Here is a 17462-nt window from a genome sequence, read left to right on the forward strand (position 1 = left end):
TCAAACAGAGGATTTCGAGGAGGAAGAAACGGCGATGTATGACAAAGCGCTGAATCATGCTTACGAAACCATAGGGAATACGCCTATGGTTCGCTTATCGCGAATGACGGAAGGTCTTGATGGCCATATTTACGCGAAGTTGGAATACTTGAATCCGGGATTCAGCAAGAAGGATCGGGCCGCTTTGCAGATGATCATCGAGGGCGAGCAAAGCGGGGCATTGGTTCCCGGACAAACGGTGATCGAGCTGACGAGCGGGAATACCGGAACCGGCTTAGCCATCGTTTGTGCAGGGAAAGGGTATCCTTTCATCGCGGTCATGTCGAAGGGGAATTCGCCGGAAAGAGCCAGTATGATGAAAGCCTTGGGTGCGGAGGTCGTGCTGGTCGATCAGGCTCCCGGATCCGTCCCCGGCCAAGTATCGGGTCAAGATCTTGCGTTAGTGGAGGAGACGGTGCGGCGATTAACGGTGGAAAGACAAGCTTTTCGCGCGGATCAGTTCAACCGTTGGGGAAATGTGCATGCCCATCAGTTTTTTACGGCGGAAGAAATGTGGAATCAAACGGAAGGGAACATCGATGTATTCGTCGATTTCGCCGGCAGCGGAGGGACATTCGCCGGATGTGCCAAAGGCTTGAAAAAGCATAAGCCGTCTATTCGATGTTATCTGGTCGAACCGGAAACCGCGCCGTATCTGGCCGGCAAACCCGTGACGAATCCCGGCCATCGCATTCAAGGCGCAGGGTACTCCATGGATTTGCCCTTTCTTCGGGAACCGGAACTGATCGAAGATTACTTGCAGGTTTCCGACGGAGAAGCGATTCAAGCGGCGAGGGATCTGGCGAGGAAAGAAGGCATCTTCGCCGGTTTCTCATCGGGAGCCAACGTGGCCGCCGCTTTGAAATTGTTGCAAGGCAAGGAACGCGGCTCGAACATCGTGCTGACGATCAACGATTCCGGCTTGAAATATTTGAGTACGGATCTGTTCGAATAGCGAAAGAGGAATGGGTGACGAAAAAACGTCCTATTCTGCTCCGAGGAGTGGAGTTAGGACGTTTTTCTTTTGAACATCCAGAATTTATAAATATCTGCTATTCATTTCTGATTGATCTCGATCAAACGTTTATCCGCCCGAAAAAGGACGACGTAGCCGTTTTACTTTTGAAATGATAGAGGTTATAAGTTTTCGGGGTGAAGGTAATGGTCGTGATTGTTTGCGGGAGGAGCTTAACGTGGGGCGCGGGTGTACCGGGGATGAGATAAGCTCGCGAGAGAAACTTAACGTAGGGGCGCGGGAGTGCCTGGGGATGAGATAAGCTCGCGAGAGGAGTTTAACGTGGGGCGCGGGTGTACCGGGGATAAGATAAGCTCGCGAGAGGAGCTTAACGTGGGGCGCGGGTGTACCGGGGATAAGATAAGCTCGCGAGAGAAACTTAATGTAGGAGTAGAGAGGTACCAGGGGGCAGGAGAAACGGATACGAAGGATGTGTTTGGGGTAATGTGGAACGAACGCTATCCAGGGTAAAGGACTATTCTCGCTCCCGCGCCTTCGCTTGGACTACGCCCTCAAGCAGAACGAAATAAAATCGGGCGTTGAGCAGCGAGAGGGAGCTGGTTACGGTATTGGCGCTCCTGTTCATGCTCTCTTCATCTTGTGAAGCGGATTTTGTGACTCGTACTCATTTAAGTGGATAGATGTATCTGGTCTCGGTAGTCTCCGGTCTGGGTGCCTAAGAGGGGGCGGGTGCCGTGCAGTCAAGGCGATGAAAGGGAAAACTTCCCTCTATTTATGCGTATTGGCCACAAGCGTGTGATTAGAAGGAAAACCTCCCACTAATTCCGGCTATATACCCTCAATTGAAGTTTTTCACCGATATTAGTGGGAGGTTTTCCCACTAAACATCCCAAATCCGAGAAATTATCTAAATTAATGGGGGGTTTTCCTTCTAAAGCTGAGAGGCGGGGCGAATCCGGCATACGGTTTCGAGAAACGGCCATATGCGGACGGTATCCCAACCAAGGTATGCTGTCGCAAAGACCTTTCTAGGAATTCATGATTTGGCGGAACGTGTTGCGGTACCCTCACCGTTTACACGCATAGCGGTTTAGGACGCCGTCAGGCGTTTTTCTTTTTGATAGAAGCGTATACTGAGCACTTTTCAAGAAAGTGATTATATTTTTATTTTTCTGAAATTTGTAGCCATTTTGTCGTATTTGTTCATTTCCATTCAAACTCGAATTCGGTTCCATGAAGAAGAAGGGGACTTACGCAGACAAGATTCGGAAAGGAGAGACTTTGAGCGCTAACATTCAGGGAGAACGCTCCCGGAGAGAGGTGTACGATGATAAAGGCGGTATTGTGGCGCAAACCGGCGGTTCTGATTTTGATCCTCGCGCTTATATTCGGCTTGTCGCCCCTAAGTTTCAAGGAACGGGTCGCGCAAGCGGCGATCTGGCCTTACGGGACGGAATTGGTGGCTAACGGCAATTTCGAAAAAATTGTAAACGGTTTCCCCGTGAACTGGACACCTATGAATGCCGTACCGGAAGGCTCTTTGACGATGATAGAGGATAATTCCGCAGCAGCCTCCGGCATAAAAACATTAAAGATTTTCGATAACGGCGAGGGAGGAGCCCGCGAGGTCGGCGTGAAATCGGATCCGATCTCGATCGTCTACGGCCAAACGTACACGGCGAAGGTGAAGGCCAAAGTGAGTCTAGGAAGGGTCCATCTGTTGGTTCGAACTTATGACTCAAACGGAAACCCGAGCACGCAGCAATATATTGCCGATTCCACATCGACCGCAGGCGTGTGGGAAACGTTGTCGGTTACCTTTTCCCCTCCGCAAAGTCACAGCGCGACCGCCGTCATTCACGTGTACGAAAGAACGACGACGGCGTACACCACGGCGACGATCGATGATGTCACGATGAGCCTTTCGGGCAATCTGGTGCCGAACGGGGGCTTCGAGATCGATCCCGGGCCGACCGACAACTTTCCGGTCGGCTGGCTTCCGATGGCCGAGGCGAAAAAATCCTTCGTAACGACGGAGACCTCTTTGGCTAACGTCAGCGCCGGCAAACGGAGCGTGAAGTTCACCGATGACATCAACAATATTTCCGCGGTCGGTCAGATCGGCATTCAGACCGGTTTCATTTCCATTCGGCCCGGCGAAACATTCGACATTCAAGTAAAGGTTAAGGTTCCGCAAGGGAAAGTCGGGGTAATGGCCCGATCCTTCGACAGCAACGGCAATTGGGTTCAGCACCTGGTCGAAACCCCATTCGAGTCATCCGACGAATGGCAGAAGATTTCGTTCTCGTATACGCCGAAAGCTCCGTATACGTCTACCTTTCGCCTGATGATTTACGAGCGAAGCGAAATGAAGGCGACAACCGCTTACGTCGACGAAGTTTCCGTCACGAGCAGCGAGCTGCTCTTTAACCCCAGCTTCGAGTCCGGAACGGGAACCGCAATCGAAGGATGGACCGTTGTCCCTGCCGGAGGCGTAACTTGGGTAACCGCCCAGACAGATCCGATCGATCAAGGCAGCAAGGCGGTCAAATTCACGAATACAGCGTCGGCGCTGCAAAGCATTCCCGTCAGGCACGAACGCGGCTACGCCTTTACCGCATCGGTGAAGGCATACGTGACTTCAGGGAAGGCGAAACTGACCCTTCAATCCTTGAACTGGGCGGGAGCCCCCCTGCCGGATTCTGTCGCGACCGTTCAATCCGATACCGGACAATCGGGCTGGCAAACCTTGAAGGTAACGCTAGCGCCGCCCAACTGGGCTGCGAAGGTAAGGGTCGTCCTTACCACCGACTCCGCTTCCGACACGGTGGTTTTCGATTCGGCCCAGCTGCGGTTCGGTTGGCCGATCACTTCGCCCGGGGATCAAACGATGCCATTCCGACCCGCCGATCGGGCGGCCTCCGAGCAGAATCCGCCGGATTTCTCTTGGACCTATGTGGACGGAGCCGATCAGTACGAGCTTCAGATTGCTTCGGACGCTTCCTTCGCTACGATCGTTTACTCGAAGGATGGGATTCCCGTCAATTTATTCAACCTCCCGAGCACATTAACCGCAGGCACGAGCTATTATTGGCGCGTGCGCTATCACTACCCGCAAGGCTGGTCGGCATGGAGCGATACGCGGCAGTTCCGGATCAAGCAGGGCGCAGTCGCTTTTACGGTTCCCGATATCGAGACTTTGATAAACAGCGTACTGGACGTACGTCCACGAATATTAACCACCCCGAGTACGCTGAATGTATTCAAAGTCTTGAAGGATAATGAAGGAAAGCCGATTTACGATTTTGCCAAATCCAGGGTGGACGACATAATCGCAAGCCCATCCTCTCACCCCATTCAAGAGCCGTCAGCAGGGGACTCGGTCGCTGCGGTGAACGATGTCGTCCTCAGAGAGATGACGAACATTCTGTCCGGCGCGTTGGTGTACATGATTACGGACGACGCGCAATACAAAGTCTCGATACTCGATGTCACGAAACCGCGCCTCATGGCGATTGCCGGTTGGAACCCGAACGGTTCTACGAGCTATCAGACTGCGGACCAAGCGTCCCGTGATATCGCATTGCTCATGGCCGTCGCTTACGACTGGTTGAAGGTTCCAAGTAATGGAGCGTTCTCCGATACCGAAAGACAGACTCTGGTTTCGGCCATTCATGCGAGGACCAAAACGATCTACGACGACATTTTGGATGCCGCTTCCTCCGCATACTTGTATAAAGATCCCTATCACTCCCACGGCTGGACGGCGGCCGGCTACGTTGCGATCATCGCGACGGCGATGATGCACGAGCCGAAAACCGTTAACGGCGTCGCCATGGCCGAGCATGCGAAAAAATGGTTCCGACAGGCGGTTCCCGTCCGAATCAACATGTATCCTCCGATCGGAGGAGAAGAGGGAGGCTGGGCGACCGGGACCGGCTATTGGGAAGTTTCGCACCTGGCGGACAAACGAGTGGCGGATGTCCTGAAGGAGGCCACCCAAGTGAACTTATACCAAAAGGCGTTCTCCAGAAACGAACATAATATGGTGACTTATTTCATGCCGGTCGGGTCGCCCGGCGGTCAATTCGGGGACGGCTCGGAAAAACCGATGAAGCAAGAAACCGTCAATCTGCTGAGACGTCAAGCGCAGGTGTACGACCCTAACCCGATTTCCCAGTGGGCCAAGTGGTCCGAGGCGGCAGCTCCGGTTTCCCTTGATCCTTACAAGTTGTTCAGTTACGGCTATGGCAAAAATTCCGTTCGGCCGCGGCCGCCGTTCGAGCTTCCTTCGGCCCGCTGGCAGAAGGACGTCGGCTGGGTGGCCATGCATTCCAGCCTGTACGATCCCGAGCGGATCTCGTTGTACTTCAAATCCAGCGGATACGGCAGCTACAATCATAGCCATGCCGACCAGAACAGCTTCACGATCAATGCCTTCGGCGAAAAACTGGCGATCGACGCCGGATATTTCGACGGATACGAGACTCCATTTCACAATCAATACTACCGGACGACACTGGCCCACAATGCCATCACGTACGTCGACAATACAACAGGCCAGAAAATAGGCCAGAAAATCAACCATATGAAAGCGTCCGGACGTATCGCCGGGTTCGCGTCCATCGGAGCGTTCGATGGAACCGTAGGTGACGCGACGCAGGCGTACAACCAGGATTCCGCGCTCCCGGGCTTGGACTTGGCTAGACGGGGGATCATCTACGTCAAACCGAACGCCTTCGTCGTCATCGACAAGCTCGATGCCAAAGGAGCGGCCAGCGTACCATTCGAGTACTTGCTTCATTCGGACAGCTACAGCAGCATAATGATCGATGGGCATAAGCAAGAAGCGACGATCCGGAAGAATCAAGCGGCCATGAAAGTCCAAATTCAATATCCTGCTGTCTTAAACGCAACAAAAGACGACAAATTCAGGACGGTGTCGGACACGGAGATTTCGCCTAATCCGGACCCGTCAACGCCAATGCCATTGCAGTGGCACGCCAAGTTTACGTTCCCATCCGCTCAGGAGCAGACGATTATCTCCACCTACCAGCCGTATCGGCAATCGACGCCTTCTGCGATTACGACTCAAACGGATACGAATAAGACTTATCAGAGCCTTGCTTTCGCCGATGGGACTATGGTCTATGTGCGCTTGGCGGGCAGCGGTCTCGTCACGGTGAACAGCAACTTCAAATTCGACGGCATGGCCGCCGTCGTCCGCGGGAGCGACGTCCTGCTCCTGGACGGAGTTCGTCTGGAGAAAAACGGAGTTACCTTGATTCAATCGATGGATCATATCCCTGCGACCATCGCGCTCAGCGGATCGGAGGTCTCCATCTCCGGCGATACGCCCGAGCTGGGGGTCCAAGTCAACACCGCGGCAACGAAACTCTATGACGAGACGTACGCCAAAGTAACTTCCGGCGGAACGGCGGCGGCTGGCATGGGCGCGAGAGGCGTTTATTGGACCAAGACCGGCAACGTGATGACCATCCAGTCGGAATCGGGCCGCCGATTCATGCTCCGTGGCGCCAACGACCCAGCGCCGACGGCGCCGGGCTCACAGGGTACCGTGAACCTCACCGTCAAACTGAACAACACGGTAATTGACACGTATTCGTTGGCGGGTCATGGTACCTATGCCGGCGGTACGGCCAGCTATGGCCAATTAACCGGCTTGCAGGCAGGCACCTACACCATCGTCAGCGCGCCTGCAGGGCTTAAATTCGAAAAAGGAGGAGCGGCGACACCAGGGTTGAAGACGCTCGGCGCATCACCCTGGGTCATCTTGGACGGAGGCGGCGGAACGCTCGAATTGACGAACTGATCCAAGATGCCGCAGCAGCAGTGAAGCTTCGGCAATAAAGAATCGCCTTTCCGCTTGCTAAGCACGCAAGCTGAAGGGCGATTATGGTTTCGGGCTACTCCTTACATTGCAGCGCATGGAATATGCATTCCTAGTCGTTTTTGCGAAAGTTGATATTAATATCCGAAAATCGCAAGGGAGTTTCAATCGAATCATTTGTGCTGATTTCCCGTATTCTCGGGATGCCTTATGATGAGGGCGTTTCCAGGCGTCGCGTTTTTGTAAGCGGATTCATTTTCGATGAAAAAAGGAGCTGGTCGATGGTGTGGGTGGACAGGAAAACGAATGCGAAAACGCGTAAAAGTTTGATCTGGGTAATGGCGGTGGTGCTGGCGTTCGGATGTTTCGGCGGGTTGCCCTTCTCCCGGCTTCCCGCGGCCCACGCCGCGCCGGCATGGCCGGCCTCATCGCTCACGGGACTGAATATTCCGTTCGGGCCGGCAGACGGGCTCGTCACGACGCAAAACCCGCCCGATTTCCACTGGCCGGCGATCGCCGGAGCGGATCAATACGATCTTCAAGTCAGCCGCAGCAGCACCGTGACCGACGTCGTCTATGAGAACGATTCGTTGACCGCGAACTATTACAACTTTCCCCATGTGTTCGATGCCGGCACCTGGTACTGGCGCGTGAAGTATCACAAGTCCGCGGAGGGCTGGTCGGAGTGGAGCGCCGTCCGGAAATTCCGCATCGAGGAGCAGAACGTTCCGTTCCCCGTTCCTCCCGTCGAAGACATCATGGGCAGCATCAGCTCGGCCCATCCGCGGATCTGGACGACGTCCGATACGCTCGACGATTTCCAGGGTCTGGCCCAGACGACGGGGAGGACGATTTACGAATCCAAACTGGCGTCGGTTACGGCGAACTTGAACGCCGCGCTGCCGCCCGAGCCCGACTTTCCCTATGACCCTTCGCATCCTCGCGATAAAGAATACATGGACGCGCTGACCAAACTGCGCGCGGAATCCGACCGTGCCGTCAACATGATGGCGGACGCCGCCTTCCTGTATCTCGTGACGGGCAAGGAGAAATACGGTAGAGAGGCGAGAAGACGCCTGAACAGCATCGCCGCCTGGAATCCGGACGGCGATACGGGTTACGTGATCAACGATCAGGTCCACCGCTACATTGCGCTCAGGTCCGCCATGGCCTACGACTGGATTTACGATTTCCCCGAGCTGACGGATGGAGAAAAAACGTCGATCCGAAACATGATCGTGTCCCGAACGAACACGATGGTGACGGATCTGACCAGCGCGCATAAGATCTGGGAAAATCCTTACGACTCGCACGGTTGGACCAATTTCGGGTACATCGGCATCATCGCGATCGCGCTGCTTCACGACGCGCCCGCTGCCGAGAATTGGTTCCGCTCCATCGTTCCCGCCTATATCAACATCATGCCTCCCTGGGGCGGAGAGGATGGCGGCTGGTCGCAGGGAACGGGGTATTGGCAATGGTCCTCCTTGTTCGGCAAGGAGTTTACCGATGTTCTGCTGAGCGCCAGCGGCTTTAACCTATACGATAAAGCCTACTCGCGCAACGAAGGATCGTTCCCGCTCTATATGTTCCCACACGGGAGTCCGGGCGGCGCGTTCGGGGACGGAAGCGAAGATTCTCCCGGCCGTCCCAGCGTGTCCATTTATAACCGCTTGGCCCAGATGTACGGCGATCCCAGGTTCAAATGGGCGGCCGAAGCGATCGGATCGGGGCCGGGCGACGAGCCGGCTAATTACTTCTACGGAGACGCCGGCCTTGCCGTCCGGCCGCCGGTGGACTTGCCGGACAGCCGGTGGTTCCGGGATACGGGAATGGTCGCCATGCATTCCAAGCTGTACGATCCCGACCGCGTCTCCCTGTATTTCAAGTCCAGTCCGTACGGCAGCTTCAACCACAGCCACGCGGACCAGAACAGCTTCGTCGTCAAAGCGTTCGGCGAGTCGCTTGCCGTCGAGAGCGGGTTCTATGATGAATATTTCACGGATCACGATAAGTTTTACGGCAAGCAAACGTTCGCCTCCAACGCGATTACGTTCGACGGGAAGCAGGGGCAGCCGATCAACAACATCGACGCGGACGGCCGGATCACCGGGTTCGTCACGCATCCCGATTTCGACGCGACGAGCGGCGACGCTTCTGCCGCCTACATGGGCGCGTTGACGCGAGCCGACCGGAAAATCATTTACGTGCGGCCGCAGGTGTTCGTGGTGATCGACCAGCTGGCTTCGGCGAATCCGGCGGGCTCGGAATTCGAATGGCGGCTGCACGCGGATAACGAGCTGGATCTCGACGGGGACAATGCGGGCGCGACGATCCTGAAGGGGGACGCGGCCTTGAAGGTACGGCTCCATTCTCCGGCAGGACTGCGGACAACCTATGAGGACAAGTTTCTCGATCAGAACGGAATCGAACGGCCGCCCGGCGGCAAATTTGCAGGCAAAGCGCAGAAGCATGCGGCTTTCATCACGCCCAAGACGACGGCAACGACGATCGTGTCGACGATGGAAGCTTACAAGCGGGACGGCGTTCCCCAGCAAGCGGCGGCGGAAAACCACGGCGACTACATGAAACTCCCGTTTGCGGACGGTTCCGTCGTGTATGTCCGGATGGGAACGAGCGGAGTCGTCAACGCGGATGGTCTTACGTTCGACGGAGCGGCCGTGGCCGTTAAGGGAGATACGGTGCTGCTCGTGGACGGCAAGAAGGTCGTGAAGGAAGGCGTCACGCTGATCGATAGCAGCCAGACCGCGACGATCGTATACGGCAAAGACCGGCTCTCGGTGTCGAGCCAAGCGGATACGGAGGTAGCCGTCCATGCGCCGGGGCTGACGCGGGTGCGCGAGGACGACAGCGGCGCGGACATCCCGCAAGGCGGAACGGCCGCAGAAGCGATGGCGTCGCGCGGCGCGTATTGGACCGTTACGGGTGACACGCTTAACCTTCAAGTGGAGCAAGGCCAGCGAGCCTTCAAGTTGAATAACGCCCCGGTGCCGGAGCCGATGGGACCCGTCACCCTGCAAACCGAAATCGACGGGGTTCCCGGAACGATCACGCTGCAGCGGCATAGCGACACGGAGGGCAACCCCGTCGCCTGGGGCAAGCTCGGCAACGCATCCGGCCTGTACCAGGTGCTGGAAGCGCCGCCCGGATTTCTGTTCGCGACCCATGGGAAACCGGACAGTGTCTACCTCGAAGCCGACGCCCCCATCCTTCTGCAAGGAGCTCCCGGCATCGTGAAGCTGAGGAAGATGGGCGCGGACACTCCTTCGCAAACGGTGCTGTGGGAAAATCCGGACGAGATGAGGGAAACGACGCCGACCGTTTGGCAGGAAGCGGAAGCTTACACGGCATCGGGTGATCAATCGTTTACCGTCTATACGACCCGGAAGTTCCTGTCGGGAGGCGCCGGCATCGCGAACTGGGTGACCGAAGGATCTTGGGGCAAGTGGCAAATCAACGTTCCGAAGGCGGGAACCTACGATCTCGTGTTGAAATACGTATCGGGTTGGGGACTGCCTCAAGGGGAGCTGACCAGCCGGCTCGCCATGATCGGCGACAAGCCCTATTACTTCGAGACGCCGACGACCGTCGATTGGGGTACGGTTCCCGAAAATTGGCGAGGGATTCGGGTGAAAACCGGCCAGCAGCTGAACGCGGGTCCGATCGATATTACGTTATGGACGGCTCTAGGCCCGATGAATATGGACTGGATCGGCCTCATCGAGGTGAAGGATGACGAGGTGTTGCCGAGCATTCCCGGCAATGTGCAGCTCGTTGGCCAGACGGATACGACCGCAACGATCTCTTGGACGGCTTCGACGGACAATGTTGAGGTGAAGGAATACGCCGTTTATGTGAATGGCGTACAGAATACGGTTGTGCCAAGCGGCAGCCTGACCGCGACGGTCACCGGCTTGACGACCGGACAGACGTATGCCATCACCTTAAGGGCGGTGGATTCGAGCGGCAACCGTTCGCAGGCCAGTGCGGCCGTAAGCGTGACGATGCGGGACGTGACGGCGCCCGTGTGGGGCGACGCGGTTTCGGTCCGGATCGTCCATCTGTTTCCCAAAATCGCGAAGCTGACGTGGGACTCCGCAACCGATAATTCCGGAACGGCAGCCGTCTATAAACTGTATCGGTCGGATCAACCGGGCCAAGCGGTCGAAGTGTCTGGCAATGCCTACGACGTAACGGGGCTGACGCCGGGTGCGACTTATGCGTTCAAAGTGGAGGCCAAGGATGCTCTCGGCAACGAATCGACGGACGGTCCGACCCTGACGCTAACCATGCCGTCCGCCGGCATCGCCGGCGAGTATTACGAGACGTTCGATAATTGGCCGAAGGAAGCGGCAAACGGAGACGGTTGGTCGTTCACCCGGAATTTCGGTACGATCGTCGAGACCGTGCCGCTGCCGGATCCGGCGAGCAGAGCGTTGAAGGTACTGGACAATTACGCCGATCCGAGCAACGAGTGGGCGGTCAGTCCGATCGTACAGAAAACCACCGCGCCTCTAAGCGGCAAAGTGACGTTCGAGACCCGATTCATCGCGAACAAGGTCGGTTTCTTCGAGCTCATGATCGGCGGCGCCGGAACGGATCTGATCCGTTTCACGGCTTACTCCGACGGAACGTTCGGCTATTGGAGGAATAATACGCCGATGAGAATTCCGAACCCCGGCGCCAAGCTTCCGACCGATCAGTGGATGACGCTTCGCTTCGATGCGGATATGGACGCGAAAAGGTACGACATTACCATGCAGACGGATGCTTTCAAGAACCTCGCCGGAGAGGCGGACTTCCCCGGAAATTTGGATAAGACGGCCGGCATCTACAAGATCAGCGGACTGAAGTTTTACAATGACAACGAGAGCGTCTCCACGCTGAATTCGTTCGTCTTCCGGCCGAGCCGCTACACGGGCCAATACCTCTTCGACTACGTGACCATGTACAAGACCAATATCGATGCCGTCGCCCCGACGACGACGGACAATGCACCGGCGGGCTGGGTCGGCGAGGATGTCACGGTAACGCTCACCCCCAGCGATAACGAAGGCGGTTCCGGCGTCGCTGCCACCTATTACAAGGTAGACGGAGGTCCGCAGCAAACCGGCACATCCGTGAACCTGACGTTGGAAGGCGTACACACGCTGACCTATTGGAGTACGGACCGGGCAGGGAACAAGGAAGCCGAACGCACGGTCGCCGTCAAGGTGGATAAGACTTCTCCGGTTACCGTTGCCTTTTTGAATCCCGGTGAACCGAACGGCGGCAACGGCTGGTATACGTCGGACGTAACGCTAAGCTTGTCGGCAAGCGACGACGGCGGCTCCGGCGCGGCGAAAACCGAGTACCGGGTGAACGAGGGGGACTGGATTCCCTACACCGGTTCCATTCCCTCGTTCGGCGGCGGGATCTACAAAGTCGATTACCGCAGCACGGATGTAACGGGCCATACGGAAGAGATTCATTCCACCGAATTCAAAATCGACAAAACGGCTCCGACGCTCACCGTCGAATTGGATCCAACGTCGATCTGGCCGCCAAATGGCCAAATGGTAACCGTGCATGCCGCGTTGCAATCGAAGGATGAAGGTTCCGGCGTGGCGTCCGTGGTTCTGACATCCATTACGAGCAATGAGCCGGACAGCGAACAGCACGATATCCAAGCCGATATCGGTACGGAGGCCGCTTCCTTCGGTTTGCGGGCCGAAAGATCGGGCGAAGGAACGGGACGAATTTACACGGTAACTTATACGGCTACGGATAAAGCAGGCAACCAAACGATCCTTTCCGCAACCGTCGAGGTGCCTCACGATCCGTCAGGCCAGCAGGATCCGGCATAATACGATAGGCGTTTTCTCGAAAACTGTTATGATTTTAAGAAAACCGCAAAGGAGTTGCAGCCGCGTCGGAACCGCCGATTTACCGACGCTCCCCTTGTGCCGTATGATCGCGGTATCAAGGGGGCTGCAACGTTTGTAAGCGAATTCACGAACCTTGATAATCGCCGGCAACGCAGAATCCAAAAATCGAAAAGGGACGGTGCATTCATTTTGATGCAGAAAAAGAAGACCGGAAACAGAGTTACGGCGTTCACCCTGTTAGCGGCGATCATGCTGCTAACCACGGTGCTTGCGGGGTGCTCGGGCAAAAATAACGGAGCGGAAGCCGAAACCCAATCCGCTTCGCCCAGCCCGAGCGCAAGCGGGAGCGCGTCCGCCAGCGCATCGGCGTCGTCCGATCTGCCTGAACCGGCGACTCTCCGGCTGTTGGTCGAGCTTTCCCCGATCGCGCCGGCCAACAATGATTGGGCCGTATGGAAGTGGATCAAGGAGAAAACGAATATCACGATCAAGGAGGAGACCCTGACGGGTGACCGCGATCCGTCTTTGGCGCTCGCCATCTCTTCCGGCGACATGCCGGATTTGATGGCCGTGTTCCCTCCCGAAGCCCAGAAGTACGGGGCGCAGGGCGCTTTCCTGGATTTGTCCCCGCATCTGGACCAAATGCCCCATCTGAAAGCTTTTTTGCAGGCCAGACCCGATGTCGCCCAAAGAATGACGTCGCCGGGCGGAGAAATCTACCAGGTGGTGAACGACGGCATGGGCGCGGGCAATCAGACCGTGTTTTTCTACCGGGACGACGTTTTCGCGAAGCATTCGCTCCAGGAGCCGAAAACCTGGGATGAGCTGTACGAAACGGCGAAGAAGTTGAAAGAGCTGTATCCGGACAGCTATCCTTTCGTTTTCCGCCACGGCATCAATACCTTGAAATATTTCGGTCCGTCGTTCGGCGTCTATCCGGAATTTTACGAGGATAAGGATACCGGCAAGATCAAGCACGGGGTGACCGATCCCGGCTTTAAGAAACTGGTCGAATATTTGAACAAGTTCTACAAGGAAGGCCTGACGCCGCCGGATTGGCTCTCGATGGACTATAAGGCGTGGACGCAATTCATCACCACGGGCAAATCGTTCATGACGATCCAATTTATCGGACAAATCGAAGTGATGAACGCGCAGCTTCAGAACGGCGCCCATTTGAAATTCATGGCGCCTCCGACCGGAACCGGGAGCAAAGGCTATATCCCGAACACGAACTACGAGGAATACGGTTTCGCCGTTTCTTCCAAAACGAAGAATTTGGACGCCGTGCTGCGTTATCTCGACTTCCTCTACTCCGACGAAGGCAAAGAGCTTCTCAGCTGGGGCAAAGAAGGGGAATCGTACACGGTCGTAGACGGCAAACGGAAGTTCCTGCCGCAGTTCAAAGAGCCGAACGATCTTCGCAAACAGCTGGGAATGTTTACGACGGGCGCGTACGGCGTAGCCGACTTCGAAGCGTCGAAATCGCTCAGCAACGAGAATGAGCAATATGCGTATACCGAAGCCGCCAAATATCAATTCCCCAGCATCAACGCGCTGCCTCCGCTGACCAGCGAAGAGAAAAGCGCCATCGCGAACACGGAAGAGCAGGTTAAAAAATATTACGATACGTCCGTCGCCAAGTTCATCATGGGCCAAACGCCGATGACGGAATGGGACGCGTTCCTGGCCGAGCTGAAGAACCTGGGCTCGCAGAAGATCATCGACGCCTACCAAGTCGGATTGGACCGCCTGAAAAAGAACATGAAGTAAAGAGAATCGCGACAGGGCTGGACGCCTCTTGACGACGTTCAGCCTTGTCTTTTCGGGAAGGAGAACCGGCATTGAAGCCATCTATCATAGGGCAACTGAAACGCGACCGCATCTTTCTGCTGCTGCTGGCACCCGTCCTGGTCTACTACGTTCTGTTCAAGTACGTTCCCATGTTCGGAATCGTGATCTCATTCATGGACTACAACTTGTTTAAGGGCCTTGCGGGAAGTCCGTGGGTGGGTCTTAAATATTACAGGCAGTTCTTCGAAAACCGCGATGCCTTCGTCATCATCAAAAATACGGTGCTCCTCGGAGGATACAAGCTTCTGTTCGGATTTCCGGCGCCCATCATTCTCGCCCTGATGCTCAATGAACTGAAGGGCAAGATCTTTAAACGGTTCGTGCAGTCGGTCAGCTACCTGCCTTACTTCCTGTCCACCGTCGTGGTCTCGAGCATGATCGTGATGCTGTTGTCGCCCAGCACCGGCTGGCTCAACCATATGATTCAACGGATGGGGTTTCCGGCGATCAACTTCCTGCAGGAAGCCGAATGGTTCCGGACGATTTACGTCAGCTCGGAAATCTGGCAGCAGGCGGGCTGGAGTTCCATTATCTTTCTGGCGGCCATCACGACCATCGATCCGCAGCTGTACGAGGCGGCGACGGTGGACGGCGCTGGAAGGCTGAAACAGATCTGGCACGTGACGCTGCCCGGGATCGCGACGACCGTCGTCATCATGTTCATTCTACAGATCGGACAGGTGCTGGAAATCGGCTTCGAAAAGGTATTTTTACTGTCCAACGTGGCCACTTACGACACGTCGGACATTATCTCGACTTATGTGTACCGGGTGGGCCTTCTGCAAGGGGGATACAGCTACGGCACGGCGATCGATTTGTTCATGGGAGTCATCGGATTCGTGCTCGTCTATGCGAGCAACAAGCTCAGCCGCAGATATGGGGAAACGAGTCTATGGTAAGGGAGTGCATGCGGATTGAAAAAGCATACGGGTCTTTTCGACGTCGTTAACGTTCTGCTGCTGGGCATCTTCGCTTGCGCCATGCTGTTTCCCTTCGTCCACATGGCAGCGGTCTCGGTAAGCTCCGCCGAATATGTGGTCGGTAACCAGGTCGGTCTTTGGCCCAAAGGGATCAATTTCGATGCCTATACCGCCGTTTTTCAAGATCGCCGCATTCTGGTCGGTTACCAAAATACGCTCGTTTACGTCGCGTTGGGGACCACTCTATCGCTTATCTTCACGACCATGGGAGCCTATTCGTTGTCGAGGAGGAACCTCGTCTTCGGCAGAACGTTCATGCTGATGATCGTTTTCACTATGCTGTTCACGGGCGGGCTCATCCCGACTTATCTCGTGGTGCGGAGCTACGGTTTGCTGGATACGATCTGGGCCATGGTGCTGCCGGGGCTCGTTTCCTCGTGGTACCTGATCATCATGCGCACGTTCTTTCAAGGCATTCCGCGGGAGCTCGAGGAGTCCGGCACAATCGACGGGTTATCCGATCTGGGCATCCTGCTGAGAATCGTGCTTCCCCTGTCGAAGCCCGTGATTTTAACGATCTCGTTGTTCTACGCGGTGCAAATTTGGGGCAACTTCTTCTACGCGCTTATTTTCATTCGGGATGCCGGCTTGATGCCGCTTCAAGTGATCATTCGGAACATCGTCATGATCGGTCAGTACTCGGACACGACCGTTAGCTCTGCCATCGGCGACAAGAACGTGATATTGGAATCTTTGAAGTATGCGGTGATACTCGTCGGCACGCTGCCGATCATGCTGGTGTATCCGTTCATTCAGAAACATTTCGTCAAAGGCGCCATGATGGGGTCGGTAAAAGGATGATAGACGTCTGCATGGGAGGAGGGACCGCTTTTGGCCGCATCGTTCTGGAAAAGCAATTTGACGGAAATCGCGGAAGGCATGTCGAAGGTCGCGCGGGGACGAGCCGGAATCCTGGCTTCTTCGGCCGGAGGGCGGGACATCTGGATGGCCGAATACGGCGAGAAGGAGGACTTCGGCCGGAGAGCCAATTACAATTCGGCATGCGGCGCGGGAAATCCGGAATTTTACGCACGCAAAGGCGAAGACGCCAAACCCGTTCTGCTGCTCGTCGGAGGCGTACACGGCGGGGAGCTCGAGGGGATTGCCGCCGTCATGAACCTCATCCGTTTGCTTGAAACCGGAACGGATTATCGGGGGAGACGGCACGATTACGTATATGATTATGCCCATCGATTCCGGCTGCTCCTCATCCCCTGCCTGAATCCCGACGGCCGGGCCAGGCTGCCGGTCGATACGCTGATCGATGCCCCTTACGAGAAATTCGTTTATTGGATGCAAGGGACGTGGAAAGACGGAACGCTCTGCGCGTGGCCGGACTGCAAGGCGGTTCATCCGATCAAGGATGCTTCCGGTTTTCTGGGATCCTACTTCAACGATGACGGGGTCAACTTCATGCATGACAACTTCTTCGCTCCCATGGCGCGGGAAACGGCAGCGCTGCTTGAATTGTCGGAGCGGGAAGCGGTCGATTTCCACGTCTCGCTGCACGGAGGAGCGAACTCGCCGATTCATTTTCCGGCGATTCCTTACTTGCCCGCGTCCGTCAAACGGAAGCACCAGGCGTTCAACGAGCGGATGGAAGCGGCTTGCCGGAGGAGGGGCCTTCCGTTCGCCCTGGTGGATCAAGCCGCGGCGGACGGAGCGGGTCGCCCGTTTCCGTCCTTCAATTTGACGTCGGCGGTCCATCATACCTGCGGCGGAATGAGCATGACTTTCGAGTCCAATATGGGGCTTGACGCGCCGGGAGACAAATTGACGGAGGAAGAGATTTTGGACAGTCATTTCGTTTTGTTCGAAGAGATGTTCCGGTTTGCCTTGCGGTAGTCCATGGGGGAGTGTCGCTACCGGGTAAC

The 17462-nt window shown here is 56.0% G+C and carries 7 protein-coding genes; all 7 read left to right on the plus strand.

Annotation, left to right across the window (positions count from 1 at the left end):
• The first annotated feature begins 34 nt into the window (after positions 1-34).
• On the plus strand, positions 35-994 hold the full coding sequence (locus GE107_RS16945) for a PLP-dependent cysteine synthase family protein (RefSeq protein ID WP_219641176.1): 960 nt from the start codon (positions 35-37) through the stop codon (positions 992-994).
• Positions 995-2342: 1348 nt separating this feature from the next.
• Entirely contained in the window at positions 2343-6848 is a 4506-nt protein-coding gene (locus GE107_RS16950) for a DUF4962 domain-containing protein (RefSeq protein WP_219641177.1), read from the plus strand.
• 299 nt (positions 6849-7147) lie between these two features.
• Entirely contained in the window at positions 7148-12733 is a 5586-nt protein-coding gene (locus GE107_RS16955) for a DUF4962 domain-containing protein (protein WP_219641178.1), read from the plus strand.
• A 213-nt stretch (positions 12734-12946) separates the two neighbouring features.
• Entirely contained in the window at positions 12947-14527 is a 1581-nt protein-coding gene (locus tag GE107_RS16960) for an extracellular solute-binding protein (RefSeq protein ID WP_219641179.1), read from the plus strand.
• Between the two features lie 71 nt (positions 14528-14598).
• Complete coding sequence (locus GE107_RS16965; protein ID WP_255570561.1) at positions 14599-15507, plus strand: ABC transporter permease; 909 nt, start codon at positions 14599-14601, stop codon at positions 15505-15507.
• 15 nt (positions 15508-15522) lie between these two features.
• Positions 15523-16389: a carbohydrate ABC transporter permease gene (locus tag GE107_RS16970; protein WP_255570562.1), complete on the plus strand. Its 867-nt coding sequence runs from the start codon at positions 15523-15525 to the stop codon at positions 16387-16389.
• Between the two features lie 30 nt (positions 16390-16419).
• A complete protein-coding gene (locus tag GE107_RS16975) occupies positions 16420-17433 on the plus strand; it encodes a M14 family zinc carboxypeptidase (RefSeq protein WP_219641180.1) in 1014 nt (337 codons plus the stop codon).
• The last annotated feature ends 29 nt before the right edge of the window (positions 17434-17462 follow it).

This window comes from Cohnella sp. CFH 77786 (genome assembly GCF_019400745.1).
Taxonomy (GTDB): Bacteria; Bacillota; Bacilli; order Paenibacillales; family Paenibacillaceae; genus Cohnella.